Origin of the sequence: Rhodothermus marinus (assembly GCF_009936275.1) — a bacterium.
In the GTDB taxonomy this organism is placed as follows: Bacteria; Bacteroidota; Rhodothermia; order Rhodothermales; family Rhodothermaceae; genus Rhodothermus; species Rhodothermus marinus_A.
Map to the genome: position 1 here is coordinate 2,271,593 of NZ_AP019797.1, position 21,584 is coordinate 2,293,176.

Below are 21,584 nucleotides of genomic sequence, written 5' to 3' on the forward strand. Positions count from 1 at the left end.
ATGAATCCGGCATGCCGCATCTTGAACCGGTATGCGCTGAAACTTTCTTTCGAAAATATCATGCGCCGACTTCCCCTTTTGTTCGCACTCCTGCTGCTCCCTGCCTGTGAAACGCCGGAAACCATGCCCGAAGCAAGCCTCGACACCGTGCTGACCGTGCCGGGCGCCTCGCCCGAAGCGCAGGCGCTTTTGCGCAAGTACGCGCCGTTCCGACTCGAAGCCGACCTGAGCGGCCTTTCAGACAACCAGCGCCGGATGCTCCGCCTGCTCATCGACGCGGCCCGCGAAATGGACGCCATCTTCAAGGTGCAGGCCTACGGCAACCTGGATTCGCTGCTGGCCACGATCGAAGATCCGGGCCTCCGGCGCTTCGCGGAAATCAACTACGGCCCCTGGGACCGGCTCGATGGCAATCGGCCCTTTATCGAAGGCGTGGGTCCCAAGCCGCCGGGCGCCAACTTTTATCCGCCCGACATGACGCGCGAGGAATTCGAAGCGGCCGCCGCCGAAAACGAAGCGCTTCGCAGCCTCTACACCATGGTACGGCGCGACGCGCAGGGCCGGCTCGTCGCCATCCCCTACCACGAATTTTTTGCGCCGCACGTCCGCCGCGCTGCCGAGCTGCTTCGCCAGGCGGCCGAACTGGCCGAGGACGAAGGGCTTCACCGCTACCTCACGCTCCGCGCCGAGGCGCTCCTGACCGACGACTACTACGAAAGCGATCGGGCCTGGCTCGACATGAAGACGAACACGATCGACGTGGTGATCGGTCCGATCGAAACCTACGAGGACCAGCTCTTCGGCTACAAGGCGGCCGCCGAGGCCTTCGTGCTGCTCAAGGACCGCGCCTGGAGCGAGCGCCTCGGCCGTTACGCCACGTTGCTCCCCGAGCTGCAGGCCGCGTTGCCTGTACCCGACGCCTATAAGCGCGAACAGCCCGGCACCGACTCGGACCTCGGCGCCTACGACGCGCTCTATTACGCGGGCGACGCCAACGCCGGCGCTAAGACGATTGCCATCAACCTGCCCAACGACGAGCGCGTCCAGCTCGAAAAAGGCACGCGCCGCCTGCAACTCAAAAACGTCATGCGGGCCAAGTTCGAAAAGATCCTGCTCCCGATCGCCGACGTGCTGATCGCCGAAGACCAGCGCGCGCACATCACCTTCGACGCCTTCTTCGGCAACACGATGTTTCATGAAGTCGCGCACGGGCTGGGCATCAAACACACGATCACCGGACGCGGCACCGTGCGCGAGGCGTTGCGCGACCTGTACACGACCATGGAGGAAGGCAAGGCGGACGTGCTCGGCCTCTACATGGTCACCTGGCTGATCGATCGCGGCGAGTGGGAGGCCGATCCAATGGATCACTACGTGACCTTCCTGGCCGGTATTTTCCGCTCAATTCGCTTCGGCGCGGCCAGCGCCCACGGCCGTGCCAACCTCATCCGGTTCAATTTCTTCAAGGAGCAGGGCGCTTTCACACGCGATGCGGCCACCGGCACCTACCGCGTCGTGCCCGAGCGCATGCAGACAGCCGTCAATGCGCTTTCGGAGCAGATCCTCCACCTGCAGGGCGACGGCGACTACGCCGCCACGGCCGCCTTCATCGAGCGCTACGGTCAGATGGACGACACGCTCCGCGCCGACCTGGCCCGCATCCAGCAGGCCGGCATCCCCGTGGACATCGTCTTCGTACAGGGTCCGGAAGTGCTGGGACTGGAGTAGCTGCCCGCGTCTACAGCAAACGTCCTGAAATTAACAAAGCCCCGTGAGCTGCTGCTCCGGGGCTTTCTTGCATCATTTCAATACCAAAAAGGTGCGATTAAAACTTACTTCGCCAAAATATTCTTCCAGAATCCCAACAATCAATTTCAATACCAAAAAGGTGCGATTAAAACCTTCGATGCAGTCCAGGACGATCTCGGCCGTGCAGGTGAATTTCAATACCAAAAAGGTGCGATTAAAACTGCGCTTGATCTATTGCGTTATTATTTAACAGAAAAAGATTTCAATACCAAAAAGGTGCGATTAAAACACAAACCGGTACGCTTCCGGATCTTCGTGCGCCATCAATTTCAATACCAAAAAGGTGCGATTAAAACCGGCGTTCAGCACGTCAACATGCTGAAGGTAAATTTATTTCAATACCAAAAAGGTGCGATTAAAACTTCTGATCCGTTCCTTCGAGAACATCGAGATGATCGAATTTCAATACCAAAAAGGTGCGATTAAAACCGACATCGGCCAGCTCCGTGAGCGCGTGGTGTCGCATTTCAATACCAAAAAGGTGCGATTAAAACCGGGGGGTCCCGCCGCCGCCCCTTGCCCCCGCATCAAAATTTCAATACCAAAAAGGTGCGATTAAAACGGCGGCACCGGCCGAAGACGAGATCGCCCGTCCCGATTTCAATACCAAAAAGGTGCGATTAAAACCGGTTGTATCAGTCGGCGGTTTACCGTGTTGCCGAATGGCTATTTCAATACCAAAAAGGTGCGATTAAAACGCAATGCGGGACCCAGAACCGATCTGGGATCTCGTAATTTCAATACCAAAAAGGTGCGATTAAAACCCACCACGTCGTGAATCGCCGCCACGGAAGAGACAAATTTCAATACCAAAAAGGTGCGATTAAAACCGCTCGCCAAATCATTTCGCGCTTGGGCGAGACGCAGATTTCAATACCAAAAAGGTGCGATTAAAACTGGTTGTGATCGTCCCGCTGTAGTATCAGCTTGTCGTAACGATTTCAATACCAAAAAGGTGCGATTAAAACGCGATTACGGCACGACCTACTACTACTGGGTCACGGATTTCAATACCAAAAAGGTGCGATTAAAACCCCGGCCTTTCAAAGAGCAGAACCGGCTTCTGAAGGGCATTATAAGCGATTGGAACCGGAAAGTCAAGTCCCCGGAGTCGTCGACCTCCGGTTACCCCCTGAAACCCCGGGAGTCCGACGACTTTTTACAACCAGAATAAACTCAACACCTTAAAACAATAAGATCAGAATTTACTTTCTCGATCTTCGCTGAACACTTCTCGTTATCACGGAGGACGACGACCGGACGACGAACCTTTCCCTTCAGGAAAACAGCGTTTACGCCCGCATGAGTCTTTCTTTTCACCGGTCTCAGAATCAAGCTCCGGGGCTTGTTTTCAGTTGCCCACGATCGAGGCTTTTCGGACGAGCACATGAGAAGCAAATCGTTCCGGACCGACGACTGCCCCTACACCGGCCGGTGCCACTGATGCGACTTTTTCGTTTCTTCACCAAAGCCCTGCTTGACACCTCTGCCGCTATTTTTTACCGTAGGATGGAAACTAAAAATACAATTCAAGTTTCCATGGTTTCATCTGAAACAACGCCGGCGGCCGTGCGCGCGCGCATCCTGGAAGCGGCACGGCGACGCTTTTTCCGGGAAGGCTATGCGCGGGTGACCATGGATGAGCTCGCCCGCGAGCTGGGCATGAGCAAAAAAACGCTCTACCAGCACTTCCCCACCAAAGCCGCACTCGCAGCGGCCGTCATGGAGGCTTTTCGCGCTCAGGTGGCCGAAGGCCTCGGCCGCATTTTCGAGGACCACACGCTGTCGCTCCCCGAACGCCTGGCCCGGGCTTTCGCCGAAGCGGTTCGCCACCTGCGCCAGATCGAAAAGCCGTTTCTGGAAGACCTGGCCCGCTTTCTTCCCGACGTCTGGGCCGAAACCGAACGCTTCCGCTCCGAGACGATCGCGCGCCTGCTGGGCGGCGCGCTCCGAGAAGGTCGGGCGGCCGGATTCATCCGGACCGACGTGCCCGTGGAAATCATGCTCCGGAGCTTTCAGGCCGTGGCCGAACGCCTGGTGACGCCTTCGGCACTCATGGAACTGCCCTACACGCTGCCGGAAATGATCCGCCTGGTGATCCAGCTCCTGTTCGAAGGGATGCTGACCGACGCCGCGCGCGGCGACTTCCGAAAAGCCCTCGATGCGATTGCTTCCGAAGGAAATCTGACGCCTTAACCCGATCGCGCCATGCGTACGCTCCTGCTTTCCGCTATGCTACTGAGCGGCCTGCTGGCCGGATGCCGGGCTGCCCGCACCGACGTGCTCGAAGTCTCGGGCACCATCGAGGCCACCGAAGTCCAGCTGGCCGCCCGCACGACCGGTGAGATCGTGCAGTTTTTTGTGGACGAAGGCGACCGCGTCGCACGCGGCCAGCCGCTGGTGTGCCAGGACACCACGCAGCTTGCGCTGCAGTTGCGCCAGGCCGAGGCCGACGTGGCGGCCGCCCGTGCCAACCTGGCGCTGCTGGAGGCCGGGGCCCGGTCCGAAGACCTCGAGCAGGCCGAGGCCCGGCTCCAGCAGGCGGAAACGCGCCTGGAACAGGCCCGCCGCGATGCGGCCCGCCTCGAAGCGCTCCACGCACAGGGCAGCGCCACCGATCGTCAGCTCGAAGACGCCCGACTCCAGCTCCGACTTGCCGAAGCCGAATACCGGGCCGCACAGGCCCAGCTCGAAAAGCTCCGGCACCTGGCCCGTCCCGAAGAGCTGGCCGTCGCCCGTGCCCGCGTCGCGCAGGCCGAAGCCCGGCGCGATCTGCTCCGCCGCCAGCTCGACGACGCCTGCCTCGAGGCGCCGATCGACGGGATTGTCAGTCGCCGCGTAGCCGATCCAGGCGAGCTGGCCGCCCCCGGCTCGGTGCTGCTGACGCTCGTCCGGCTCGACACGGTCTACGTGCAACTGTACATCCCCGAGCCGCTGATCGGCGCCGTGCAGTACGGCCAACCCGTCACAGTGCGCGTCGATACCTGGCCCGACCGCACCTTCGAGGGCCGCGTCACCTACATCTCGCCCGAGGCCGAATTCACCCCCCGTAACGTGCAGACGAAGGAAGACCGCACACGGCTGGTCTTTCGCATCAAGGTGACGCTGCCCAATCCGGAAGGGCTGCTCAAACCCGGCATGCCCGCCGACGCCACCCTACAACCCGGCGCCTGAGCCATGACGCCCCCGATCGAGCTACGCGCCGTCACGAAACGCTTCGGGCCGATCACGGCCCTGGCCGGCGTGTCGCTGTCGGTCAGTGAAGGCGAGATGTTCGGACTCGTCGGACCCGACGGCGCCGGCAAGACCACGCTGCTGCGCCTGGTGGCCGGCATCGCCCGGGCCGACGAGGGCGTCGTGCGCGTGCTCGGCCATGACCTGACCACCGAAGCCCGGCGCATTCGCCCGTTTATCGGCTACATGGCCCAGCGGTTTTCGCTCTACGGCGACCTGACCGTCGAGGAAAATCTTCGCTTTTTCGCGCGCCTGCACGGCACTGGCACCGACCGGGCCTGGCAGGAGCGCCTGCTGGAGATGACTGGCCTGGCTCCGTTCCGCACCCGGCTGGCCGACTACCTTTCGGGCGGCATGAAGCAGAAGCTGGCGCTCATCTGCACGCTCGTCTACCGCCCACGCCTGCTGCTGCTCGACGAGCCCACCACGGGCGTCGATCCCGTCGCCCGACGCCAGTTCTGGGAGCTGCTCGTGGAGTTTCAGCAGGAAGGACTGACGATCGTGCTGGCCACGCCCTATCTGGACGAAGCCGAGCGCTGCCGCCGCGTGGCCCTGCTCCATCAGGGTCGCATCCTGGCGCTCGATACACCCGAAGCGCTCCGTGCGTCGCTCCCCGGCCGTCTGTTCGAACTGACGGCCACACCCGTGCGCGAAGCGGCCCGCCAGCTTCGCGCCTGGCTCGAGGCGCACCGCGTGCAGCTCATCGGCAACCGCATTCACCTGCTGCTCGATCACGACGATGAACTGACGCCATTACTCGGCCGTCTCGAAGCCGAGGGCACCGTGCGGGTGCACGACTGCCAACCCATTGCGCCCACGCTGGAAAACGTCTTCCTCGCCTACCTGACCGAGCAGTCTACCCCATCAAAGCAAATCGACGATGTACGATGAAACATAGCCATCCTTCCCGGATGCTGCGCTGGCTGCCGGGCCTGCTGCTGGGATGCAGCCTGGCGCTCGCGCTCCAGGCGCAACCCGTACAGTTGACGCTGTCCGAAGCGATCCAACGGGGGCTCCGGACGCATCCCGACCTGGCCGCTGCCGAAGCGGCCGTGGCGGCCGCACAGGCCCGTATCGGTCAGGCCCGCGCGGCCTTGCAGCCCCGGCTGCAGTTTTCGGCCGGCTATCAGCGGCTGAGCGAGATCACGCCGTTTGCCATCACAATGCCGCTGCCGGGTGCCGAGCCGATCGAGATCACGCCCAACATTCCGAATCAGTACCAACTGCAGCTCTCGCTGCAGCAGCCGCTGTTTCAGGGTGGACGGCTGCGGGCTCAGCTCGAGGCGGCACGGCAGGAAGCGGCAGCGGCCGTTGCCGAGCAGCACGCCCGACGCGAGGCGCTCGCCTACCGCATCGCCACGGCCTACTGGCAGCACGTGGAGGCCGAAGCGCTGGCCCGTGCCGCCGAGGAGAACGTCCGGCGTCTGGAAGCGCATCTGCAGGACGCCCGCAACCGGCAGGCGCAGGGGCTTCTGCTCGAAAGCGAAGTACTCGATGTGGAGGTGGCGCTGGAGCAGGCCCGGCTCGAAGCGCTCCGGCAGCGGCAGGCGGCCCGACTCACCGCCGTCACCCTGAGCAGCCTGGTGGGCCTGCCGCCGGACACGCCGATCCGACTTTCCGACCGACCCGACACGGCCCTGCGGCCGGTGCCGCCGCTCGACAGCCTGCGTGCACTGGCCCTGCGCCGGCGGCCCGATCTGGCCGCACTCCGGCACACCATCGCCCGCGCCGATGCGTTGCAGTCCATGGCCCGGGCCGGCTGGTGGCCGCAGGTGGCGCTCGTCGGACGCTACCTTTACGCCCGACCCAATCCGCGCATCATTCCGCTGCAGGATCGCTTCGAGGGGACCTGGGAGGTCGGGCTGTCGCTGACGCTCGATCTGTGGAACGGCCTGCGCACGCACCATCAGGTGGCCGAGGCCACGGCGTTGCGCCGCCGGGCCGAAGCACAGGAGGCTGCCACGCTGCGCGCGCTGGACGTGGCGCTGGCGCAGGCGCGGCTCGGCGTCGAGCAGGCCTACGAGCGGCTGCGACTGGCCCGGCTGGTGGTCCGTCAGGCCGAAGCCCGCTATGCGCTCGTGCGCGATCAGTTCGCCCAGGGGCTGCGCACCAGCAGCGACCTGCTCGATGCCGAAACGGCCCTGGCGCAGGCACGCGCCCGCGAAATCCAGGCCCGGACGGCCTGCGCGCTCGCCTGGCTGGCGCTGCATCAGGCGACCGGTACGCTGACCGAACACCTGCCATGAGCATACCCGCCATCGACGTACGCGACCTGACACGCCGCTTCGGCAGCTTCACGGCCGTCGACCACGTGACGTTTCAGGTGGAGGCCGGCGAGATCTTCGGCTTTCTGGGCGCCAATGGCGCCGGTAAGTCGACCACCATCCGCATGCTCTGCGGCCTGCTGCCGCCGTCGGAGGGCACCGCCCGCGTGGCCGGATTCGACGTGGCCCGCGAGCCCTACCGCGTGCGCCAGGCCATCGGCTACATGGCCCAGAAGTTCTCGCTCTACGAAGACCTGACCGGCCTGGAGAACCTGTACTTTTTCGGGACGGCCTACGGACTGACGGGCCGCCGGCTCGAAGCCCGCATCCGCGAGGTTACGGCCCGCGTGGGCCTGAACGGACAGGAACGCCGTCTGGTGCGCGAGCTGCCCACCGGCTGGCGCCAGCGGCTGGCGCTGGCCGGTGCGCTGCTACACGAGCCGTCTGTGGTGTTTCTGGACGAGCCCACCAGCGGCGTCGATCCGCTGGCCCGGCGTCGCTTCTGGGACCTGATCGCCGAGCTGGCCGCCGAGGGCACCACGGTGTTCGTCACCACGCACTACCTGGACGAGGCCGAGTACTGCAACCGGCTGGGCCTCATCCACAACGGCCGACTCATCGCGCTGGGCGCACCCGAAGCGCTGAAGGCGCGCTACCTGATCCGCCCGCTGTACGAGCTGGAAGCCACGCCGCTACGTGCCGCCCTGGAAACGCTGCGCCGGATGCCCGAAGTGTTCGAGGCGGATCCCTTCGGCAGTCGCATCCACGTGACCCTGCAGGATCGCTCTCTCGATCCTGAGCTACTCGTGCGCCGCCTGCGCGAGGCGGGGCTGACGGTCGCCGGCATTCGCCCCATCGTACCCACGCTCGAAGACGTATTTCTGCACTTGATCGAGCATCCGCCCACCGAAACCTGACCCGGCCATGGCTGCGCTGCGCATGATCGCGACGCTGTTCGTCAAAGAATTCACCCAGATCCGGCGCGATCCACTTTCGCTGGGGATGCTCATCGCGCTGCCGGCCTTTCTGCTGATTCTGTTCGGCTACGCGCTCACGTTCGACGTGCGCAACCTGTCGCTGGGCGTGTGCGACCAGGACGGGTCGGCGGCCAGCCGCGAGCTCATCCGACGCTTTGCGATCACCGAGTACTTCGATCTGAAACGCCAGGTGGACGATCCGCGGGCGCTCACGCGGCTCATCGATCACGAGGTGATCCGGGTGGGTCTGGTCATTCCGCCGGACTTCGAGGAGCGGCTCGAGGCGGGACGTCCGGCGCCGGTCCAGTTTCTGGTGGACGGCACGAACGCCACGATCGCCTCGGCCGTCACGGGCTACGCCGACGCCATCGTCCGGGCATTCAGCGGTCAGGTGGTGCTGGAGCAGATGCTGCGCGCCGGGCACCGTCCGCCGCCGGCGGCCGTCTCCGTCGAGGCCCGCATCTGGTACAACCCCGAGCTGGAAAGCGCCCGCTTCCTGCTGCCCGGTTTGATCGCCTTTCTGCTCATGGTGGCCACGGTGGTGGCCACGTCGCTTTCGGTTACGCGCGAGCGGGAACGTGGCACCATGGAGCAGCTCGTGCTGGCCCCACTGGAGCCCTACCAGCTCGTGCTGGGCAAGACGCTGCCCTATCTGCTGGTGGCGATCGGCTCGACCGTACTGATCCTGCTCGTCGGACGCCTGCTGTTCGACGTGGAAGTGCGCGGCGACCTGCTCGTGCTGGCCTTCGTGGTGCTGGCCTACCTGCTGGCCGGCCTCGGCCAGGGCCTGTTGATTTCGACCGTCGCGCCCAGCCAGCAGGTAGCCTTTCAGATTGCCATCATCAGCACGCTATTGCCCACGTTCATCCTCTCGGGCTTCGTTTTTCCCATTTACAACATGCCGCCGGTCATCCAGGCCCTCACCTACCTGGTGCCGGCCCGCTACTTCCTGGTGGCGCTGCGGGGCGTGATGCTGAAAGGAACCGGGCTGGCCGTTTTCTGGCCCGATGTGCTGCTGCTGTTGCTTTTTGCAGGGCTTATGCTCACGCTGAGCAGCATTCGCCTGCGCCGTCTGTTTCAACATCTGATGTGAGCCGCCATGGAACAGGTGCTCGCTTTTCTGCGGAAAGAGTTCCGCCAGTTGCGGCGCGATCCGCGCATGCTGTTTCTGCTGATCGTGCCGCCGATCGTGCAGCTCGTGCTGCTGGGCTACGCGGCCAACCTGGACGTGCGACACGTGCCGCTCGTCGTGTGCGATCCGGTGCCCTCGGCCACCAGCCGCGACCTCGTGCAGCGGCTGGTAGCCAGCACCTACTTCGACCTTGTCGGCTACGAGCCCGACGCGCGGCGCGTCGGCGAATGGCTCGACCGCGGGGAGGCCACCGTGGCGCTCGTCTTTCCGCCCGACTTCGGGAAAGAGGTGGCGCAGGGCACCACGGCCTCGGTCCAGCTGCTGGTGGACGGCAGCGAGACGAACACGGCCACCGTCGCCCTGAGCTATGCGTCGCAGATCATCCAGCACGCCCTCGGTGTCGGTGCCGTTTCGGCCGGAGTCGTGCCCGAGCTGCGCGTGTGGTTCAACCCGGCGCTCTCCAGCCGCTGGTTCATCATCCCCGGACTGGTGGGTCTGCTTCTGACCGTGATGACCACGGTGCTGACGGCCCTGGCGCTGGTCAAAGAGAAAGAGACGGGCACGCTGGAACAACTGCTGGTGACGCCGCTGCGTCCGGCCACCGTGCTGCTGGGTAAGCTCGTGCCGTTTCTGCTGATCGGGCTACTGGACGTGCTGCTGGTGGTGCTGGTAGCGACGCTGTGGTTTCAGGTGCCGCTGCGTGGCAGCATCCCGCTCCTGTTCGGCTGCGCGCTGCTCTTTCTGCTCAACACGCTGGGGCTCGGGCTGCTCATCTCCACGCTGAGCCGCACGCAGCAGCAGGCACTGATCGGTGCCGCTTTTTTCGCGCTCATGCCCATGATCATCCTTTCCGGCTTCGTCTTCCCCATCGAGAGCATGCCACCCGTGATCCAGGCCGTCACCTACATCGTGCCCCTGCGCTACTTTCTGACCATCGTACGGGGCATTTTCCTGAAAGGCGTGGGCATCTCGGCGCTCTGGGAGGAGATGCTGGCGCTGCTCGTGCTGGGGTTGCTTCTGTTTGGCCTGAGCACCTGGCGCTTCCGCCGGCAGTTGCATTGATGCTGCGCCTGCGTTCAGGCGGGGCTCAGTTCGGTGGCCTCCACGTGCGGGCCCAGTTCCCAGAGATCGACCAGTTCGTTGAGCAGATCTTCTTCAGTGTCCAGGAAGGTGCCGTCGGCGTTGGCGATCTGCACCAGGTCGTGGAAGGCCGTCAGACGCTGCTCGGGCGTGAGCGCCATCTTGATTGCCTCGGCCGAAACGCGCAGTTCGGCCTCGGTCAGTCCTTCGGCGTAGCGGTCGATCGCCTCCTGCAGCACAGCCGCCAGTTGCTGGTCGGTCAGGTCCGGACACCAGGTGCGCAGCTTGCGCACGATGATCTGCCGCTCCTGACGCGTGAGCTCGTGATCGACGCCGTGCGCCAGCACCAGATAGAGCAGCGCCAGATGGATGAGCACTTCGGGAATGCCTTCCTGGCCCGGATCGAGCACGCGCACCCGCTCGTAGGGCGGCTCGAGGCCCCAGCGCCGGGCCACCAGCTCCAGCAGCTGGCGCTCGCTTTCCATGACGATCCCGTCGGCCTCCACGATGCGCAACAGATCATGCAGCACAGCCTGGCGCTGAGCCTGCGAGAGATGGGGTTCGACGGCCTCCAGCGTGGCCTGCAGCAGCGCCTCCGGATCTTCGGCGGCCAGCAGCACATCGAATGCCTCCAGGACCAGCGCCCGCAACTGGTCGGGCGGGATCGTCGGACAACGGGCCTGTAGCTGGTCGATGACCGCCTCCAGCCTACCGTCGCCGACCGGCAAACCTTCGCGGGAGGCCGCGATCAGATACAGGAGCGCCAGTTCCTGCAGCCGGCCGGCCATGCAGCGCGTTTCGGACATGCGATATCCCTCTGTTTTGATGGAGGTTCTCTATCGTCAGCCCGTGCGGGCGGAATCCTCAACCCGGCCTGTATCGGCCAGCCGGCTGTCTTTCTTTAACAAATTTCTGAAAGCAAGGTGCTTGGACGCAAGGCCGGTTTGTTACGCTTTTGCAAGGGATTCACGTTCGACCGGGACGCGGAGCACCCTGACGGCCTTGACCATCGGATCGGCGGGGTCGTCGCTCCGGATGATCCGAAAGCCCAGCTTCCGGCACACGTGCTGCATGGCGTGGTTCTGCACGAGGATGTCGGCTACGATGCGCTCAAGTCCTTCGGCCTCGCCGATCTGGATCAGCCGCCGCAGCAGCTCGGTGCCCAGCCCTTTGCCCTGCACGTCGTCGCGCACGAGCATGGCAAATTCGCCATCGTTCGTGCCGTAGATCTTGGTCAGTCGCGCGACGGCCAGGATCTCGGGACGGCCGGTTTCGGGGCTGCGCCGCTCGGCCACCAGCGCCATTTCCCGATCGTAGTCGATGAAGCAGAGCCGGGCCAGCCGCTCATGCGCCACGCGCTGGCTGAGCTTGAGCAGGCTGGCGTAGCGCAGATAGACGCTGCGCTCGGAGAGTTTGTGGTGGAATTCTACCAGCAGGGGTTCATCTTCGGGACGAATGGGTCGGATGAGCACCGGGGTGCCGTCCTTGAGGCGCCAGGTGCTCATGTACTGACGCGGATAGGGACGAATGGCCGGACGCGGCAGCTCCTCTTCGCGCAGGTCTGGCGGATGCAACACGATCCGGGCGTCCAGCGCCACGATCTGATCGGGGGCGGCCAGCAGCGGGTTCACGTCGATTTCCCGGATCCAGGGCTGCTCGACGACCAGCTGGCTGAAGCGCACCATGAGCTTTTCGAGGCGGTCGAGGTTGACCGGCGGCCGTCCGCGCACGCCCTGCAGGGCCCGGTAGACCTTCGTCTGCTCCATCATGCGCCGCGCCAGCGTCGTGTTGAGCGGCGGCAGTCCCAGGGCTCGATCGCGATACACCTCTACGAGCGTTCCTCCCGCGCCGAAGAGCAGCACCGGCCCGAACTGCGGGTCAATCGTGCTCCCGATGATCAGTTCGTAGCCGTCCCGTGCCCGCACCATCGGCTGCACGGTGACGCCGTCGAACGCGTCGGCCTGGCCGCGCTCCTCCAGGTTGCGCCGGATCGTCTCGAAGGCCCGCCGTACGGCCTCGGGCGAATCCAGGTTGAGCTGGACGCCTCCCACATCGGTCTTGTGCGTGATCTTGAGCGAATGCAGCTTCAGCACGACGGGATAGCCCAGCTCTTCGGCGGCCGCCACGGCTTCGTCGGCCGTGCGGGCCAGGCGCGTCGGCGTCACGGGCAGGCAATAGGCCTCGAGCACCTGCTTGGCCTCGTACTCGGTCAGCAGCGTGCGCCCTTCCCGGCGCACCTGCTCAATGATCTGCTGCGCCCGCTCACGGTCCGGGCCTCCGTCGATCTCATCGTCGGGCAGCGAAGGCGTCTCGTACAGGGCGCGCAGGTTGTAGCTGTAGCGCCACATGTAGTTGAACACGCGCACGGCCGTGTCGGGGTACTGGAAGGTGGGAATGCCGGCGCGGTTCAGGATCTTTTTACCGGCGGCCACCTCCACCCCACCCATCCAGCTGGCCAGAATCGGCTTGCGGCTCTGTGCAAAGCGCCGGAGCTGCTCGGCCGTCTGCGTGGGATCGGTCATGGCCTGTGGCGTGAGGATGACCAGCAGGCCGTCGCTGTTTTCGTCGGCCAGCGTCACCTCCAGCGCCTTCGCGTAGCGCTCCGGATCGGCGTCGCCGAGGATGTCCACCGGATTGCCGTGACTCCAGTGCGGCGGCAGGAATTCGTCCAGCTTCTTTTTCGTTTCCTCCGAAAGCTCGGCCAGCTGGCCGCCGCCCTGCACGAGCGCATCGGTGGCCAACACACCCGCTCCGCCCGCGTTGGTCAGAATGGTCAGCCGGGGCCCCTCGGGACGCGGCTGCTTGGCCAGCACCTCGGCCATGTAGAAGAGATCGGCGATGCTATCGACGCGCAGGACGCCCGTCCGGCGAAAAGCGGCACTGAGCACCTCGTCGCTCCCGGCCAGCGAGCCCGTGTGTGAAAGCGCTGCACGCGCCGCCTCTTCGGTTCGCCCGGCCTTGATCACAATGATCGGCTTCTGGAGCGCCACTTCACGGGCAGCCGACAGAAACGAACGGGCGTCGCCGATCGACTCCATGTAGAGGATGATGCTCTTCGTGTAGGGGTCGCTGCCCAGATAGTAGATCAGGTCGCCCCAGCCCACGTCGAGCATCGAGCCGATCGAGATGAAGGCGCTGAAGCCGACGTTTTCTTCCAGACTCCAGTCCAGGATCGACGTCAGCAGCGCGCCGCTCTGACTGATGAAGCCCACCGTACCCGGACGTGCCATCGTGCTGGCAAACGTAGCGTTCAGCCCGGTGACCGGCCGCATGACGCCCAGGCAGTTGGGACCGATGATGCGCATGCCGCCCTTACGGGCAATCGTCAGGATCTGCTCCTCCAGCCGGCGCCCTTCTTCGCCGATTTCTTTGAAACCGGCCGAAATGATCACCGCTCCTTTGACGCCCGCCTCGACGCACTCCTGCACGACGCCGGGCACCGTGGGGGCTGGCGTCGCGATGACGGCCAGGTCCACCGGCTCGGGAATATCCTTCACGGACGGATAGGCCCGGATGCCCAGCACGTTCGTGCGCTTGGGGTTGACCGGATAGACCGTGCCGCCGAACGGGTTGCTGATCAGGTTCCAGAGCAGCGTCCGCCCCACGCTGCCCGGACGCTCGCTGGCTCCGATGACGGCCACGCTGCGCGGCCGGAAAATGGCGTCCAGATGCAGACGCCGGGGCAGAAATAGCTCGTGAGATGGGTCGTGCTGCATCACATCAGGCCGGGCTTCCATGGCGCGCTTGCTGTTCGTTTCGCATGATATTTATATCGAAAAACTTGTACGACCCACGCCGAAACAAGTTGATACGAAGTGGTGATTTGACATTTTCTTACTACACACTCCTCAATTCGTCAACAAACCGCTGCACCAGTGCGGCGGCCTCGTCGGGCGTCCGCGCTTCGGCATAGATACGCAAAATGGGCTCGGTGTTGGATTTCCGAAGGTGCACCCAGCCTTCGTCCAGATCGATCTTCAATCCGTCGATCGTCGTAATGCGGGCGTGCGCATAGCGCCCGGCCAGCCGCTGCAGCGCCTGGTCGGCATCCAGGTTGTCGAGCGGCAGTTTGTGCTTGACGATCGCGTAGCGCGGGAGCGTGGCCACCAGTTCCGAGAGCGATTGCTCCAGGTTGGCCAGGTGCTGCAGCACCATGGCGGCGCCCACCAGCGCATCGCGGCCGTAGTGCACGTCGGGTAGAATCACGCCCCCGTTGCCCTCGCCGCCCAGGATGGCCCCCACCTCTTTCATCTTCTGCACCACGTTGATCTCGCCGACGGCCGCCCGGTAGACGGGCATTCCATAGCGGGCCGCTACGTCTTCAATGGCCCGCGACGAGGACAGGTTCGTGACAAACGGTCCTTCGCGGAAGCGCCAGAGGAAGTCGGCGGCGATCACCTGCGTCAGTTCTTCGCTGACGTACTCGCCGCCGTCGGCGATGAGCGCCAGGCGGTCGGCGTCGGGATCGACCACCAGCCCCAGATCGGCGCCCGTGTCGGCCACGGCCCGGATCGTCTCCTGCAGGTGCTCGGGCAGCGGTTCGGGCGGATGGGCAAAGCGTCCGTTCGGCTCCCCGTTGAGCAGCAGCACTTCGGCCACGCCCAGACGCCGGAGTAGCACGGGAAGCGCCACGGCGCCCACCGAGTTGATCCCATCCACCACCACGCGGAACTGTCGCCGCCGGATGCGCTCAGGGTCCATGAAGTCCAGCGCCAGGATGCGCTGGATGTGCGCATCCAGAAAGTCGCGGGCCTCGTAGGTCCCCAGCGCTTCCCAGGTCACCAGCGGCATGGCGCCGGCTTCGGCCAGGGTCAGCACCTCGCGGGCTTCGTCCGGCGTCAGGAATTCCCCGTGGCGGTTGAGCAGCTTCAGCGCGTTCCACTCGGCCGGATTGTGGGAGGCCGAAAGCACGATGCCGCCGTCGGCCTGGGCGGCCATCACGGCCACCTCCACCGTGGGCGTGGTGGCCAGCCCGGCGTCGAGCACGTCGCACCCCACGCTCTGCAGCGTGGCCGTCACGATGCGGGCACAGACCGGTCCGGTCACGCGCCCGTCGCGCCCCACCACGACGCGCGGTCGCCGCCCCCCGATCTGCTTCCGAAGCCAGGCCCCGTAGGCGGCTGCATACCGCACCAGTTCTTCTGGTCCCAGCCCGGCTCCGAAAATGCCCCGAATGCCCGAAATCGATGCGATCAGAACCTGCTTTTCGGCCATGGCACGAATTGGTTTATTTTTGCAGACAATTTCGTGCAGCAACGACCAGAATGTCGAGCTTTTCAACAGAAGTCCATTGACAAACCGGACTTTCAAGTCGTTTTTATGAAACAGCCCCTGCGGGGCAACGTTCGGCAGATTTGATCCGGGGTTCAGACGATACGTCTTCGATCATGGCACTTGCAGACTGGAGCATACCCGTTCAGCCCCACGATCACCGGGCGCGCGCCCGCTGGTGGTTTGCCGTGCTGACGGCCTTCTTCACGCTGGCGTTGATCTCATGGGGCGGTTTTGTCACCACGATCGATGCGGGGATGGCCGTGCCCGACTGGCCTTCGTCGTTCGGCTCGTACGATCCGTTCAAGACGGGCTTTCACGACCCGACCGATCCCTCGGCACAATGGTGGGATCGCACGCCGATCCTGGCCGAGCACGGCCACCGGCTGCTGGGCGCGCTGGTGGGCCTGCTGACGATCGGGCTGGCGCTGTGGACCTGGCGGAGCGATCCGCGCCGCTGGATGCGTCGGCTGGGCTTTGCCGCGCTGGGGCTCGTCATCTTTCAGGGCATTCTCGGCGGGCTGCGCGTCACGGAAAACTCGCTGGCGCTGGCGGCCGTGCACGGAGCCACCGCCCAGCTCTTTTTCTCGCTGATCGTGGCCATCGCACTGTTCACCTCGCCGGCCTGGCTCGAAGCCCGCGCCGTGCCCGCCGACGGTCCGCCCCTGGATCGGCTGCGCCGCCTTTCGCTCTGGACTATTGCGGCACTTTACGGCCAGATCATTCTGGGCGTGCTGCTGCGCCATCCCGGCCAAGGGATTGCGATTCATTTTGCCGTGGTGCATATTGCAGGAGCTTTCGTGGTGACAGGGCTGGTGCTGGCCGTGTTCATTCACGTGCAGAAGCACTTTGAGGCCAACCGCCTGCTCAACCGGGCCGCCTGGGCGATGCTCTGGATCGTAGCGCTGCAGTTTGCACTGGGGCTGTCGGCCTACCTGGTGCTGCTGTATGAAACACCGGTAGCGCTGCGGAGCACGCTCCAGGTGGTGCTGCGGACGGCCCACGTCGCCACGGGCGCTTTGCTCATGGGCAGCACGGTGGTGCTGACGCTGCTGGCGCTGCGTCGTCGCGCCGAAGCGCCGGCCGCGGCGGTCGCCCCCGAACTGGCCGCTTTTTCGCAGACCAATCGATAAGCCGTCATGACCGATCAGCCGCGCTCTCTGCTGGCAGCCCTGCCGCTTTCGGCCGAGCGGCGCGTGCAGCTCCAGGCCTGCTGGGAGCTGACCAAGCCGGAGATCACCTTCCAGGTGACGCTCTCGGCCCTGGCCGGCTATCTGCTGGGCTGCCCGGAGGGACTGAACGGCTGGCACCTGCTGGGCACGCTGACCGGTACCGGTCTGACGGCGGCCGGCGTCGGCGCCCTGAACCACTACCTGGAGCGGGACTACGACGCGGCCATGCGCCGGACGGCCCGTCGGCCGCTGCCTTCCGGACGCGTCTCGCCCACCACAGCCCGCTACCTGGGCATGCTGCTCGTCTTTGCCGGAGTGGGCCTGCTCTGCCCGGTGGCCAACGCGCTGACGGCCGCGCTGGCTATCGCCACCGTGTTGCTCTACCTGTACGTGTACACGCCGCTGAAGCGTCGCACGAAGTACAACACGCTGATCGGCACGATTCCGGGCGCCCTGCCCGCGCTGGGCGGCTGGACGGCCGCCACGAACAACCTGGACGTGGGCGGCTGGACGCTCTTTGCCATCTTGGCCGTCTGGCAGATGCCCCACTTCCTGTCGCTGGCCTGGATGTACCGCAAAGACTACGAGCGCGCCCACTACCGGATGCTGCCCGTCGTGGAGCCCGACGGCCGCTCGACGGCCTGGCAGACGCTCGGCTTTACGGCGCTATTGCTGCCGCTGGGCGTCACGCCCTACCTGGCAGGCGTGGCGGGCTCGATCTACCTGGTCGGCTCCATCCTGCTGGGTCTTTACTTCCTGCGGCCGGCCGTGGCCTTCTTCCGGACGCGCCACGTGCAGGACGCCCGCCGCGTGCTGATCGCGTCGGTGGTGTACATCCCGGCCCTGACGGGCCTGATCGTGCTGGACTGGTTGCTGCGCTGAAAATGTCCGAAGCTGCTGTCGAAATCGAAGCGCTCACGTTTCGCTACGGCTCCCGCCTCGCCCTTCAATCGCTCTCGCTCCGCATTCCTTCCGGTTGTTGCTTCGGGCTGCTGGGCCCTAACGGTAGCGGCAAGACCACCCTGATGCGGCTGCTGGCCACGCTGCTGCAACCCGCGGAAGGCCGCCTGCGGGTATGCGGTCACGACACGGTAGCAGCACCCGGGGCGGTTCGCCGCTGCCTGGGCGTGGTCTTCCAGCAACCAGCGCTCGACGGCGATCTGACCGTCGAGGAAAACCTGCGGCTGCACGGCGCCTTCTACGGCCTGCGGGGTGAGCCGCTCCGAAATCGCATCGACGAGCTGCTGACACGCTTCGGTCTGCAGGAGCGACGGCACGAGCCGGTACGGCGTCTGTCGGGCGGCCAGCAACGCCGCGTCGATCTGATACGGGGGCTGCTGCACCACCCCCGTGTGCTGCTGCTCGATGAGCCCACGACCGGGCTGGATCCGCTGGCGCGCCATGCCTTCTGGCAAACGCTTCGCCAGTTGCGCCAGACGGACCGGCTGACGCTGATCGTGGCCACGCACCTGCTGGAAGAAGCCGAGTTGTGCGACGAAGTCGCGCTGCTCGACGAAGGCCGCCTGGTCGCCGCCGGCGCGCCCGATGCGCTGGCCCGTGCCCTCGGCGACGAGGTGCTCTGGCTGGAAACGTCCGAACCCGAAGCCGTTGCGGCCTTCGTTCAGCCCCACTTCGGTGTCGAAGCCCGTGCGATCGGGGCCTCGGTGCGCGTGGCAGCACCCGACGCCCACGCGCTGCTGCCGCGCCTCTACGAAGCACTGGGTGATCGGCTGCGGAGCGCAACCGTGCGGCGACCCACGCTCGAAGACGTGTTTCTGGTGCACACGGGCCACCATCTGCACGCTTCGCTGGAATCCTTTACGGCACCGGTCTCATGAATGCCACGCTGCTGACCATCCGGATGCTCTGGTGGCGCGAGCTGGTCAAGTTCGTACGGGATCGCGCCCGACTCTTCGGCGCCCTGGCGCAACCGCTCGGCTTCTGGCTGCTGCTGGGTCTGGGCTTTCACGGATCGATCCGGCTGGCGGGGCCGTCCGCGCCGGGCTCCTATCTGGCCTACCTGCTGCCGGGCATCGTGGTGCTGACGATCCTGTTCACGGCCATCTTTTCCACCATGGCCATCGTCGAGGAGCGGCGGAGTGGCCTGCTGCAGGCCGCGCTGGTAGCTCCCGTCCCCCGTACGGCTCTGGTGCTCGGCTACGGCCTGGGCGGCACGACGCTGGCGTTGCTGGAAGCAGTACTGTTGCTGGGCCTGCTTCCTTTCGTTAACGGCGTCCACCTGACCCCATCCGGACTGGCGCTCACGCTGGGCGTCAGCGTGCTGACAGGACTGGCCTTTGCCGTGCTGGGCTTTGTGGTGGCCTGGCATGCCGCCTCCACGCGCGGCTACCACGCCGTAATGAACGTGGCCTTGCTGCCGCTCTGGGCCCTTTCGGGGGCCGTCTTTCCGATCGAAGGCGCCGCCCCGGTGCTGCAGGCGCTCATGCGCCTCAACCCCGTCACCTACATGGTCAGCGCCCTGCGGCAGGGCCTGTTCGGTCCGGGCGCCGCCGGTGCAGTGGGTACGCCCGAGGCCTGCCTGCTTATCACACTGCTGTTCACCGTCGCACTGCTCCTGCTGGCCGTACGCACCGTACGCCGCCCACTTCCGCGCACCTGAGCGTTATCGGGCGTACCGGGCGGCGATCTCGTCCAGTTTCGCCTGCAGCGTCGAAGCGGGCAGCCAGCAGCCCCGTACCATGACGCCCACTTTCTGCTTCAGGTGGTTCAGATCTTCGAGCGGATTGCCCTCCAGCAGGATCAGGTCGGCCCGGTGTCCGATCCCTACCACGCCGAAGCTGTCGTGCCGCTGGAAGTAGCGGCCTACGTTGTAGGTGGCCGCGCGCAGGATCTGGTAGGGTGTCAGCCCGGCCGCCTCCATGCGTTCGATCTCGCGATACACCGAGAAGCCCGGCACGCTGAACTGCTGCGGCGAGTCGGTGCCGAACAGAATGCCCACGCCACCGTCGGCCAGCGCCTTGAGCAGCCGCATGCGGTTGGCGATGTGCCGGCGGGCCGCCTCGCGGTCGAGCTGTGGATCGGCCAGCCGCCGCCTGTGCGCCTCGATCCAGCGTTCGACGATTTCCGGCGGCATGTAGCGCAATTCGTCGTAGGCCTGAACCGTTTCCAGATCCAGTACCCCCATCAGCACCTCCCAGAGCGCCATGGTCGGCACCACCCAGGCCTGCGCCTCGCGTGTGAGGCGGACGATCTCCTGCAGGCGGGCTTCGTCGATCGGTCTGTCGAACGCGTCCAGGTAGGCGATGAAGCCGTCCAGGTGATCGAACGTTTCCTGCCCCATCTCCAGCGCATGCCGGAGTCCGACGGCATCGGGCACGTGCCCGGCAAAGCGAATCCCTACTTCGTGCGCCGTACGCGCCATGGCGTCGTAGACCTCCCGACTCAGGCCCGGCAGCACTTTCAAGAGATCCCACCCTTCGGCCTTCTGGCGACGCACCATTTCCACGGCCTGCGCTGGCGAGGTGACCGAATTGCCACTGAAAGGCGGCCCCGCCAGGTACAGCGTGGGACCGACCAGCTCGCCCCGGTTGATGCGCGTCCGCAGGTCGAGCTGCGCCGGATCGCCCAGCATGCCGCGCACCGTCGTTACCCCGTTGGCCACGTAGAGCCACATCACGTCCTCGACGTACTGCGCCGGTGCGTTACCGCCGGGGACGTGTCCGTGCATTTCGGCCAGTCCCGGCATCAGGTAGCGGCCCGCGCCGTCGATCCGGCGGGCCCCTTCGGGGATTTCCACGGAAGCGGCCGGTCCCACGGCCACGATACGCGTACCCCGCACCAGCACGGTCTGATCGCGCAGCACCGTGTTGCGATCCATCGGGAGCACGTTCACGTGCACGAACGCCGTGATCGGCTCGGGCGTCGGCTGGGCCCGGCAGGCCAGCACACCCCAGAGCAGCAGCCCCACCACGCTGCAGATCTTCATGGCGGGTCTTCGATTGGATGAAAAGGACTGCTTAAAGCATAAGAAAAGGGCGGGTTGAAAGAAAGAGGCGCTCAGCATTCACCGCACACTCACCCCGGCAACGTGTCGCGCAGGGCGACCAGGCGTTGCAGGAGGGCATGGAGCTGGCGGCAGGCTTCTTCGATGTCGGCCACGGGGCCTTCCAGCTCGGCATCGCCGCCGCGAAGACGGATCAGCTCGTGCAGGAACTGCGCGTTGCCCGAAATGATGGCCAGCGGATTTTTCAGATCATGGTTGAGGCGCGACAGTTCGCGGCGCACCTGCTGTAACCGCTCGGCCGCCGGCATTACGGTGGAAGCGACCAACCGTTGCGCCCAGCGCTGCACCGCCTCGGGTTGATCCGGTGCGGCGGCCGTCAGCCAGCCCGTGTGCGCCAGCGCCGCTGCCAGACGCACCGGCTCGGCCTCGGTCAGCAGCAACACAGGGAGCGCAACCCCAGCGTGCGCCTTCCACAACGTCTGCAGACAGCCCCCCTCCGCCTCCGTACCGACCCGGACGACCACCCCGCGTACTGCCTCCTGCTCCAGACTGTCGGCCAGTTCTCCAGGGCTGCACGAGCGAACCTCCCAGCCGGCCGCCGCCAGCGCTTCGACAATCGATTCGGGCGCCGGTCCTTCGACGACCAGCAAGATCACACCGGATGATTTTTCGGTTTCCATG

The 21,584-nt window shown here is 65.2% G+C and carries 17 protein-coding genes and 1 CRISPR repeat array; of the genes, 12 read left to right on the forward strand and 5 right to left on the reverse strand.

Annotation, left to right across the window (positions count from 1 at the left end; all coding sequences use genetic code 11):
• Positions 1-60 precede the first annotated feature (60 nt).
• The 8 genes from GYH26_RS09775 to GYH26_RS09810 all read left to right on the forward strand — a co-directional run bounded on the left by GYH26_RS09775 (position 61) and on the right by GYH26_RS09810 (position 10,478).
• Positions 61-1,728 (forward strand): dipeptidyl-peptidase 3 family protein, encoded by a 1,668-nt coding sequence (locus GYH26_RS09775; RefSeq protein ID WP_161541491.1) that lies wholly within the window; start codon positions 61-63, stop codon positions 1,726-1,728.
• A gap of 74 nt (positions 1,729-1,802) precedes the next feature.
• Positions 1,803-2,843: a CRISPR direct-repeat array (repeat unit 30 nt; unit sequence ATTTCAATACCAAAAAGGTGCGATTAAAAC).
• 535 nt (positions 2,844-3,378) lie between these two features.
• The gene (locus GYH26_RS09780; RefSeq protein ID WP_242006373.1) at positions 3,379-4,005 is read left to right on the forward strand and encodes a TetR/AcrR family transcriptional regulator; all 627 of its coding nucleotides are present in this window, start codon (positions 3,379-3,381) and stop codon (positions 4,003-4,005) included.
• A 12-nt stretch (positions 4,006-4,017) separates the two neighbouring features.
• Complete coding sequence (locus tag GYH26_RS09785) at positions 4,018-4,983, forward strand: HlyD family secretion protein (RefSeq protein ID WP_161541493.1); 966 nt, start codon at positions 4,018-4,020, stop codon at positions 4,981-4,983.
• Between the two features lie 3 nt (positions 4,984-4,986).
• The gene (locus GYH26_RS09790; RefSeq protein WP_161541494.1) at positions 4,987-5,934 is read left to right on the forward strand and encodes an ABC transporter ATP-binding protein; all 948 of its coding nucleotides are present in this window, start codon (positions 4,987-4,989) and stop codon (positions 5,932-5,934) included.
• Positions 5,931-7,289, forward strand: coding sequence for a TolC family protein (locus tag GYH26_RS09795; RefSeq protein ID WP_242006375.1), 1,359 nt, complete (start codon positions 5,931-5,933; stop codon positions 7,287-7,289). Before GYH26_RS09790 ends, GYH26_RS09795 begins: the two co-directional genes overlap by 4 nt.
• Positions 7,286-8,224, forward strand: a complete 939-nt coding sequence (locus tag GYH26_RS09800) for an ABC transporter ATP-binding protein (RefSeq protein WP_161541496.1) — start codon at positions 7,286-7,288, stop codon at positions 8,222-8,224. The genes GYH26_RS09795 and GYH26_RS09800 overlap by 4 nt, the downstream gene beginning before the upstream one ends.
• 7 nt (positions 8,225-8,231) lie before the next feature.
• Positions 8,232-9,377, forward strand: a complete 1,146-nt coding sequence (locus tag GYH26_RS09805; protein WP_161541497.1) for an ABC transporter permease — start codon at positions 8,232-8,234, stop codon at positions 9,375-9,377.
• Positions 9,378-9,383: 6 nt separating this feature from the next.
• On the forward strand, positions 9,384-10,478 hold the full coding sequence (locus GYH26_RS09810; protein ID WP_161541498.1) for an ABC transporter permease: 1,095 nt from the start codon (positions 9,384-9,386) through the stop codon (positions 10,476-10,478).
• Between the two features lie 14 nt (positions 10,479-10,492).
• Here the strand turns inward: GYH26_RS09810 and GYH26_RS09815 are convergent, their stop codons facing one another.
• From GYH26_RS09815 to glmM, 3 genes are all read right to left on the reverse strand, one after another.
• Positions 10,493-11,302: a TerB family tellurite resistance protein gene (locus tag GYH26_RS09815; RefSeq protein ID WP_161541499.1), complete on the reverse strand. Its 810-nt coding sequence runs from the start codon at positions 11,300-11,302 to the stop codon at positions 10,493-10,495.
• A 141-nt stretch (positions 11,303-11,443) separates the two neighbouring features.
• A complete protein-coding gene (gene acs / locus GYH26_RS09820) occupies positions 11,444-14,233 on the reverse strand; it encodes an acetate--CoA ligase alpha subunit (protein ID WP_161541500.1) in 2,790 nt (929 codons plus the stop codon).
• 100 nt (positions 14,234-14,333) lie between these two features.
• The gene (glmM, locus tag GYH26_RS09825) at positions 14,334-15,710 is read right to left on the reverse strand and encodes a phosphoglucosamine mutase (protein WP_161541501.1); all 1,377 of its coding nucleotides are present in this window, start codon (positions 15,708-15,710) and stop codon (positions 14,334-14,336) included.
• A 173-nt stretch (positions 15,711-15,883) separates the two neighbouring features.
• Here glmM and GYH26_RS09830 point away from each other — a divergent pair, with 173 nt between their 5' ends.
• The 4 genes from GYH26_RS09830 to GYH26_RS09845 are packed head-to-tail and all read left to right on the forward strand — an operon-like array spanning position 15,884 to position 19,559.
• Entirely contained in the window at positions 15,884-16,900 is a 1,017-nt protein-coding gene (locus tag GYH26_RS09830; protein ID WP_161541502.1) for a COX15/CtaA family protein, read from the forward strand.
• A 6-nt stretch (positions 16,901-16,906) separates the two neighbouring features.
• Positions 16,907-17,821, forward strand: coding sequence for a heme o synthase (gene cyoE, locus GYH26_RS09835; protein ID WP_161541503.1), 915 nt, complete (start codon positions 16,907-16,909; stop codon positions 17,819-17,821).
• 2 nt (positions 17,822-17,823) lie between these two features.
• Entirely contained in the window at positions 17,824-18,777 is a 954-nt protein-coding gene (locus GYH26_RS09840; RefSeq protein ID WP_161541504.1) for an ABC transporter ATP-binding protein, read from the forward strand.
• Positions 18,774-19,559: an ABC transporter permease gene (locus GYH26_RS09845; RefSeq protein WP_161541505.1), complete on the forward strand. Its 786-nt coding sequence runs from the start codon at positions 18,774-18,776 to the stop codon at positions 19,557-19,559. Before GYH26_RS09840 ends, GYH26_RS09845 begins: the two co-directional genes overlap by 4 nt.
• Positions 19,560-19,562: 3 nt before the next feature.
• Here the strand turns inward: GYH26_RS09845 and GYH26_RS09850 are convergent, their stop codons facing one another.
• The gene (locus GYH26_RS09850; RefSeq protein ID WP_161541506.1) at positions 19,563-20,885 is read right to left on the reverse strand and encodes an amidohydrolase family protein; all 1,323 of its coding nucleotides are present in this window, start codon (positions 20,883-20,885) and stop codon (positions 19,563-19,565) included.
• An 89-nt stretch (positions 20,886-20,974) separates the two neighbouring features.
• A complete protein-coding gene (locus tag GYH26_RS09855; RefSeq protein WP_161541507.1) occupies positions 20,975-21,583 on the reverse strand; it encodes a histidine kinase dimerization/phospho-acceptor domain-containing protein in 609 nt (202 codons plus the stop codon).
• Position 21,584: the final 1 nt, after the last annotated feature.